A 7,409-nucleotide genomic window follows, 5' to 3' on the forward strand; every position below is an offset into this window, starting at 1 on the left:
ACCTTCTTGAATAATAGCTAGACGGTCTTCTGGACTGAATACTCTTCTTTCTCTTTTCATTTTCCCTAATTTAATTGGTTCTAAACTCTTTTTAAAATTTAGTCCAGTCTATTAGGGGGTTAGTACACGTTTAATTCTTCAGCCATTGGATTTAAAAATAAATCACTAATTGCTTGTTCTTGGTATTTTTTGTTAATCCAAGTACTATCCAACAGACTTTTATTGTTTTCTAGTAATTGAGTCAATTCCTTCTCTTCAAATAGTCGTATAAATTTTGGAAACTCAAAGTCTTTTTTTACTATGAAACTTGCATATATATTTTGATTTACCCCTTTCTTTTTATTGTAATTAAACAAATTTAAATCAAAAATTATCTCATCATTTTTGAGATTTTTTGTTAAATCTTTAAAACTTGTCGAACTAGTATTTATAATTTTTGAAAATTTTGAAGATTCATTTATTAATTCTTTTTCTAATTTTGACGTTTCTATTTTAAGATTTTCATATTCAAAGCTTTGATCTTTAATTGGTAGGCCAATATATTTTTCAATTAGTTTTTTATTTGCTAAAAATTTCAAATATTTATCTTTAATTAACAATGTGCTATTTTTTTGAATTGATATATTAATCAATTCTCTGTTTTTTAAAGACAAATTTTTTAGTACAATTAAATTATTAAAAGAATTAATATTTAAATTTTGATATTTTGTTGGAAAGTCATCAATAAAATTCAATATTTCATCTTTAGATGATTCGTTAGATTTGACGTAAAATATTAATTCATTTTCTACATAACTTGTTGCTACCTCTTTTAACCTAAACTGGTTATTTATTAAATATTCATTTAAGTAATTATACGCGTCTTCATTTTTATGAGACATTCTTGAAACTTTACCTAGTTTTAATAAAACATTAAGAAATTGCTGATTATTTTCTTCATAATTATTTTTCACAATTAATAGTGCTTCTAAATATTTTTCTCTCGATTTGTTAAGTATTCCTAAATTACGGTTATAGTCAGCTAGGTTAATAAGTGACTGGAGATAAAGAGGGTGGTTTATTCCTAATATTTTTTTGCGAATAAGAAGCTGACTTTCAAGTAATGGTAAAATGTTTTTTTTATTAAAGCCCAAATAGATCAAAATCACACCAAGATTACCAATAGTTGATGCATACCGTAAATTGTCTCTACCATATGATTTCTTGATTAATTCAAGCGTTTCACTCAAATAATCCGCAGAGGACTTGTACTTTTTTATATCTTTGAAAAGTAATGCAAGATTGTGTTTTATAGCAATTTGCATATCAACATTATCATGTAATTTTAATTTATTAATCTCTAAAGCCTCTTCAGATATTTTTTCTGATTTTGCGAACTTCCCTTGTATTCTATATAATTCTGCTAAGTTGCTTAATGATTCAATATACCGTCGAATAAATTTTGAGTCATTATTTATATTTCGTTTTAGCAATTCAATTGAAATAATGTAGGTATTTTCAGCATCCAAATATTTTTCCTGGTAATAATATACAACGGCTAAATTTGATAATGAGTTGATATAATCAAAATCGTTTTCTCCTTTAGTTTTTTTATAAAGTTGATTGAGAATTAAATAAAATTCTTCTGAATTAGTGTATTTCCCTTGTTTATTATATAATTGAATTATATTTTCAATGCTTGATATAATGGATTGGTCGTCATGCTTGTAAAATTCTTGTTTTAATCTTAAGCCTTTTAATAAATATTTTTCAGCTTCATTATAGTTTTTTAATCCTAAATAAATTGCTGCTAATTTACCAAGGGATTTAATATATAATAAGTCATTTTCTTCCAATAACTTACTTCTAATTTCAAAAGCTTTTAAATTAAATTTTATTGCTTTATTATATTGGCCTAATTTATAATATAAGTCGGAAAGATGTATAGATGATGTAGCAACATCTAAATGCAATGTTCCAAATTTTGATATTCTTATTTTAAGTGTTTTTAAATAAATATCCTCAGCTAATTTAAATTGATTTGTTTTTTCATAAAATTTCCCAAGGTTATTAAGCGAAATTAAATAGTCATTATTAAGTGTATCATACTTGGATTCAAATTTGTTAATATAGTTTATGTGAGATAATAAGTTAAATTCATCAGTTTGTCCTCTGGAGATTAAAACGTCAAATAATAATAAAAAAACAATTAGTATTTTTTTCATTGTTTTAAAGCTCAAGTTCATTCCAAATAACCTCTGCCTTTATCTCTAAATCCTCATGATAATAAGCAATTGCCAATATTTTTTTTGCTGCATTTGATAATTGATCTTTTTGGGGCAGCTTTTCAGTGATTAATCCAATAGCTGAAAGGTGATTCCCTAACAAGTCATATACACAAGCGAGATTGATATAACTTTTTAAGTACATAGGGTCTAAACTGATCGATGTATCAAAATCCTTTTGAGCACTTAACAATAAAGCTTTGATTTCTTTCGATTCATCAACTGAACTTCTAGTATAATTTTTTTGTAATCGGCTTTTATTATCTATTTCAATTGGATATTGAAAGCGTTCAGGAAATTCATACTCATCCTTTGTAATTGTTTTCATCTCCAGCGCCTTCAATGTTTTCGCCACTCCCATGTTATTGAGATTTTCTCTAAAAGGGATTTTCTTGTTTGCCTCCTCAAAATAAGTAATGGCGACATCGTAGTCCTTTTTTTCTAGTGCAAGCAAGCCGCTTTTGAATTTCTCATATAATTCATTGGCTGTATTTTCAGCACTTTTGGCAATTGACATTCTTTCTTCTTTACTGGGGTATCCTTGTTGAATATCTGCAATTTGATAGGCTTTGTAAATTTTATGAATCAATGGTGCCTGTACACCGTGGGGTTTATAACCTGCTGCAGCCGCAAAGAAAAAGCCTTTAATGTCAGCCTCTGCTTCTTTATCCTTGATGGAAGAAAGTGAAGCATCACGTACCATTTTAGCTAAATTGGGCTGTTTGCCATATAAATTGGCAAAGGCAAAATCGCTACAAAAGAGGTGATCATTGTAATAATGAGTGAGTTCATGACTCAATATTATCGCTACTGCATTTAAACTGTCTTCTCCAAAACTTTGACATACGGTATATAATTGATGATCTATCTCTATTTTAGGTGTCGGATTTGGGAGATACTTGGCTGGAACACTTTTTGATTTATCAGTATTTTTAATAATAGTCAATTGAGGGGCTGATTTTGCGCTTCCATAAAAGGATAATAATTGGTTGAACACCTTTCTGACTTGAGTTTCTGCAGAAGTCTGCCCAAAAGTCAAACTAGCCATACCAATGAATAAGATGGTAATGTGAAGTCTAAAAATGTGCCATTTGTTAAAAACCATTATCAAATAATATTTTGGATAAAGCTTCCTGTTTTGCGGAATCATTTAGTTTTTCCAGTTTCTTTGGTTGAGAGGTTTGTACCAAAGGATAAAAATTATCTTCCTTATTAAGGTAGTATATATCTTCATTGTACAAAATTTGGATTTTGTCACTTCTAGAAGTATGCAAGGTTAAAATTTTTTCATCAAAAACGTAAGTATTCTGCATAGCCTTCAAACTGCTTAACTCAATTTTCAAAGAATCAATTCTATTTTCTAACATTTGATAAAGATTATTTTGTCCAGAAAATGAATTAGGGGCAAATTTTGTTTCAAGCAATTTCTGATATTGTTCAATGGCAAGAACGATAGAGGTAATTCTTGGCTGAGGATTTTTGATTACTATTTTCAGCTTTTGTGTTTTATTGATGAATCCAATGCCATTATTTTCTAAAATTCTAATTTTTTTTTGATTGCTTACAACATCAACCAATCCATGAGATTCAATCTGTTTAATTTCTCCTAAAATTTTATTTTTTTGTTTCTCTGTAGAGGACAATTCCAAGGTGTCGTTTGGACTCAAATCTTTCTGAAACGAATTAAATACCCAAATACCTACTAAAAACAGCACACTTGCAGCAACGGCATATCTAAGCCAAGAAAATGAGATGATTTTTGTGGTTTCAACTTCTCTTTCATTTAATTCCTCGTCCCATTTTCTGAATTGTTGCTTTAGCTTTTCTCTGGACTGTTTCTTAATGGAGTTTTCAAGAGTATTCTCAGGTATTTCAAAATTAAGGGCCTCCCAAGAATTAGGCAATGCATCTTTTATTCTTTGTCGCTCAACTTTCTTAACAACCATTACTAAATTTTTATAAAAGAACACCCTTTTCTGAAATGCTTCATTTTGGGTCTTAATCAATAACTCGCTGCATGATGACTTTTCATTATTTCTTGCCACAAAACTTTCAGCAACATTATTGATAAATGAATGGTAGATCGTATCTAATTTAGAAATTCCTTTTTCTGGATCAGAAAGTTCAAGACCGTAAATGGAAGTATATAAAGGTTTTGCATCTTTTTTATATTGGCATAAAGCTTCAGCAAATTGTTCCAAAAAAGAATCTGTCAAGAGGCTTTCATCAAATTTGGGATCTGTTCCAAGATTTGATGAAATCAATTCCCTTAAAATTTGTAATTCCACATTCATCTTATTGATTCAATTCATTAAAGGCAATTTTTTCTAATCTTTTTTGGCACCTAGCCTTTTGTTGTTTTGTAGTATCTGGATTATTATAACCCAAAATTTCAGTAAGCTCAACCATTGATTTTTTATGATACCAAAATAGTGTTAATAATTCATAACAATGTCCTCCCGATAATCTAATGGCATTCAATGCACGTTCAATGGCTTGAAATTGGGCTTCTTTCTCATCTTCAATTTCTTCTAAGGCATCATTTATCGATGATTTGAAACTCATTGAATTTTCTTCCTCAACATCGTCATCTTTTTGATCTTCAAATTCGGTTATTTTTGAATCCTTCTTTAATTTATTACCTAGCTGATTTTTACAGACTGAATTCAAATAAGTCTGTACAGTACAGGTTAATACAAAGTCGTTTTCTGTAATTTTTTCATATAATACTATCACAGCATCATGAAAAACATCTTCAAGTTCATATTCTTTTAAAGAACCATTCGAAAATCTCTGCATGAATCGAACTGCATTGTTTTTGCAATTTTTATATACAACACCTAAATAATCAGAATTTTCTTTGATTCTAATTATTAGTTCTTGTTCATTGAGTCCTTTGTATGTTCCTTTGAAATCCATTAAGTCTTTCTATTAAAAGACTCAATTTAAAAATTTAGAAATAATAAAACTAACTTTCTAATCAAGCGGCAGTTTGTATCATATCGCTTGATTAGAAAGTTAAAATTTTAAGTAAATCTATTTTACATAGGTTTTATTTCCATTGCTATTATAGTAATAGGTTCCACCTCTTGGACCTGTAAATATTGGGGCTGTAGATGGGCTATTTGAATAACTGGAAGAGGATGAAGGAAAAGAAATAGAAGGGGAGGAATATAAATCAGGAGATTTAGTTCCATAAGATCCAGTATATGGATTTATATTACCACGAGTACTATAATTATCATTTATTGTTGAGTTTGGCGAAGTTCTGTAATATGGCTCAACATATGTTCCATAACTGTTAGTATACCCAGAAATCCTGGTTGGATTTTGAGCAAATAATGTTGAACCAGCAATGAACATAGATAAAGAAAGAAATAAAGTTTTCATGATTTTAATATTTAGATGTTTGTAAAATGTTTAACTATCTGTTAATATCAAATCATTAAAAAGGTAACCCAATCAAATAATATTTTTAAACTAATTTTTGATATTTCAACAATTAACCTTGGGCAACAAGTACTTTTTCAACTCAATCAAAATGCTATTGTTCCTACGATTACGATGTTTCGATTTTCTCCATCTATTAAAAATAAAGTTTTAAAGGCCGTTAAATACAATCTTGAAGACTAATTATAAAAATTACTTAAGTCTGTATTTTAATTGAATTTAAAGAGTTGGAATTGTTCAATTTTAAACAAACTTTCATCTGAAGATCCCTTTTCTGCCACCCAATTCGCTAACCTGCCCTAAAACATAAAAACCCCATCTATCGATGAGGTTTTTGAAGGGTGTGGTCCCACTAGGATTCGAACCTAGGACCCCCTGCTTGTAAGGCAGGTGCTCTGAACCAGCTGAGCTATAAGACCCTTTCCGTTGAATTGGTTTGCAAATATCCGTGTTTTTTCTGCTTTTTGCAAGTCCTGTTCTGAAAAAAATATAGAAATTTTTCCTCTCCTTTATTATTTGTTGGCTATCTCGCAGAAAGCCAGCATCTTTGCAATCATAAAAATTATTACATGGAACACCTTTTTTCCCTCAACGGACTCTTTAGCTTATTAACCCTGACCTTTTTGGAAGTTGTACTGGGTATAGACAATATCATTTTCATCTCGCTCACCGCGCATAAATTACCTGAAGAACAACAAGCCAAAGCGCGTAACCTGGGTCTAATCCTTGCTATGGCATTCCGTGTGATGCTTTTATTAGGACTTTCTTACCTTATTTCTCTCCAAAAACCGTTCTGGCACTTTAGCTCGGATTGGCTCTCCATTGCCCCAACAGGTCAAGCAGTAATCCTGTTTGTCGGCGGACTTTTCCTACTCTATAAAGCCACCAATGAAATCTTCCAAAAGCTAGAAGGCGAAGAGCATCACGAAGGAGCCAAATCAAAAAGCGTTAAAGCTAAATTTGCCCAAGTCGTTACTCAAATCGCATTAATCGACTTAGTCTTTTCCATTGATTCCGTCCTGACGGCCATTGGTTTAACCAATGAAATATTCATCATGATTACCGCCGTAGTGATTTCCATCTTCATCATGATGGGCTTCTCAGGGCCCGTTGGTCGCTTCGTTAACCAACATCCATCTTTGCAAGTGCTAGGGCTGTCCTTCTTAATTATGATCGGTTTTATGCTAGTTGCCGAGGCCAGTCATGATTCGGAATTTATTATCCTAGGAAATAGCATCGGACAAATCCCGAAAGGCTATCTCTACTTTGCCATTGCTTTCTCACTTTTCGTGGAATTCATCAACATCAAAATGCGTAAGAAATCTACCAAGGCCGTGGAAATTCGGGATGTGAAGAACGAGGCAGGGGATAAGGGGATAATCTAGTGATTAGTTGTTAGTGATTAGTTGTTAGGGATTAGGGATAAGTTATTAAGGACTTAGATACAAGTTTCTAATTGCTTGATATTCAAAAAGTTACGAAGGTTCAATTCAAATAGTAATGGTTGGCTTCGAGAACCTCAGCCAACTTATCCACTTATTTTAAAATTAGTACTTATGTCTTAGCCCAGAAATTTACAGTTGGCTGAGGCTCTCGAAGCCAACATCATAAGTTGTTTGTTCTACTAAGTGTAATGTCGAATAGTCAATTTAAATCATTAAAATCCTTTTCAATTGACCCTTTACCTAGTTTTTG

General features: G+C 30.9%; 6 protein-coding genes and 1 tRNA gene. 1 reads left to right on the plus strand and 6 read right to left on the minus strand.

All coding sequences use genetic code 11. From position 1 onward, the window contains the following. Positions 1-119 precede the first annotated feature (119 nt). The 6 genes from SKC36_RS11010 to SKC36_RS11035 form a co-directional block, all read right to left on the minus strand. Positions 120-2,204 (minus strand): tetratricopeptide repeat protein, encoded by a 2,085-nt coding sequence (locus SKC36_RS11010; protein WP_459465921.1) that lies wholly within the window; start codon positions 2,202-2,204, stop codon positions 120-122. Positions 2,205-2,208: 4 nt separating this feature from the next. Continuing rightward, positions 2,209-3,312 (minus strand): M48 family metalloprotease, encoded by a 1,104-nt coding sequence (locus tag SKC36_RS11015; protein WP_459465922.1) that lies wholly within the window; start codon positions 3,310-3,312, stop codon positions 2,209-2,211. Between the two features lie 46 nt (positions 3,313-3,358). Beyond that, positions 3,359-4,558 (minus strand): hypothetical protein, encoded by a 1,200-nt coding sequence (locus tag SKC36_RS11020; RefSeq protein ID WP_459465923.1) that lies wholly within the window; start codon positions 4,556-4,558, stop codon positions 3,359-3,361. 1 nt (position 4,559) lies between these two features. Beyond that, positions 4,560-5,183 (minus strand): RNA polymerase sigma factor, encoded by a 624-nt coding sequence (locus tag SKC36_RS11025; protein WP_459465924.1) that lies wholly within the window; start codon positions 5,181-5,183, stop codon positions 4,560-4,562. 117 nt (positions 5,184-5,300) lie between these two features. Beyond that, a complete protein-coding gene (locus tag SKC36_RS11030) occupies positions 5,301-5,654 on the minus strand; it encodes a hypothetical protein (protein ID WP_459465925.1) in 354 nt (117 codons plus the stop codon). A 404-nt stretch (positions 5,655-6,058) separates the two neighbouring features. Further along, positions 6,059-6,133 (minus strand) — tRNA-Val (locus SKC36_RS11035). A 150-nt stretch (positions 6,134-6,283) separates the two neighbouring features. Between SKC36_RS11035 and SKC36_RS11040 the strand changes: the two genes are divergently transcribed. Beyond that, positions 6,284-7,099 carry a TerC family protein gene (locus SKC36_RS11040; RefSeq protein ID WP_459454766.1) on the plus strand — a complete coding sequence of 272 codons (816 nt, stop codon included), beginning with the start codon at positions 6,284-6,286 and terminating at the stop codon, positions 7,097-7,099. The last annotated feature ends 310 nt before the right edge of the window (positions 7,100-7,409 follow it).

The organism is Aquirufa sp. OSTEICH-129A, from assembly GCF_054558355.1.

Bases quoted from the DNA above. Each gene is read 5' to 3' on its own strand.
- SKC36_RS11020 (WP_459465923.1), bottom strand. From the start codon at position 4,558: ATGAATGTGGAATTACAAATTTTAAGGGAATTGATTTCATCAAATCTT.
- SKC36_RS11040 (WP_459454766.1), top strand. From the start codon at position 6,284: ATGGAACACCTTTTTTCCCTCAACGGACTCTTTAGCTTATTAACCCTG.
- SKC36_RS11015 (WP_459465922.1), bottom strand. From the start codon at position 3,312: ATGGCTAGTTTGACTTTTGGGCAGACTTCTGCAGAAACTCAAGTCAGA.
- SKC36_RS11010 (WP_459465921.1), bottom strand. From the start codon at position 2,204: ATGAAAAAAATACTAATTGTTTTTTTATTATTATTTGACGTTTTAATC.
- SKC36_RS11030 (WP_459465925.1), bottom strand. From the start codon at position 5,654: ATGAAAACTTTATTTCTTTCTTTATCTATGTTCATTGCTGGTTCAACA.
- SKC36_RS11025 (WP_459465924.1), bottom strand. From the start codon at position 5,183: ATGGATTTCAAAGGAACATACAAAGGACTCAATGAACAAGAACTAATA.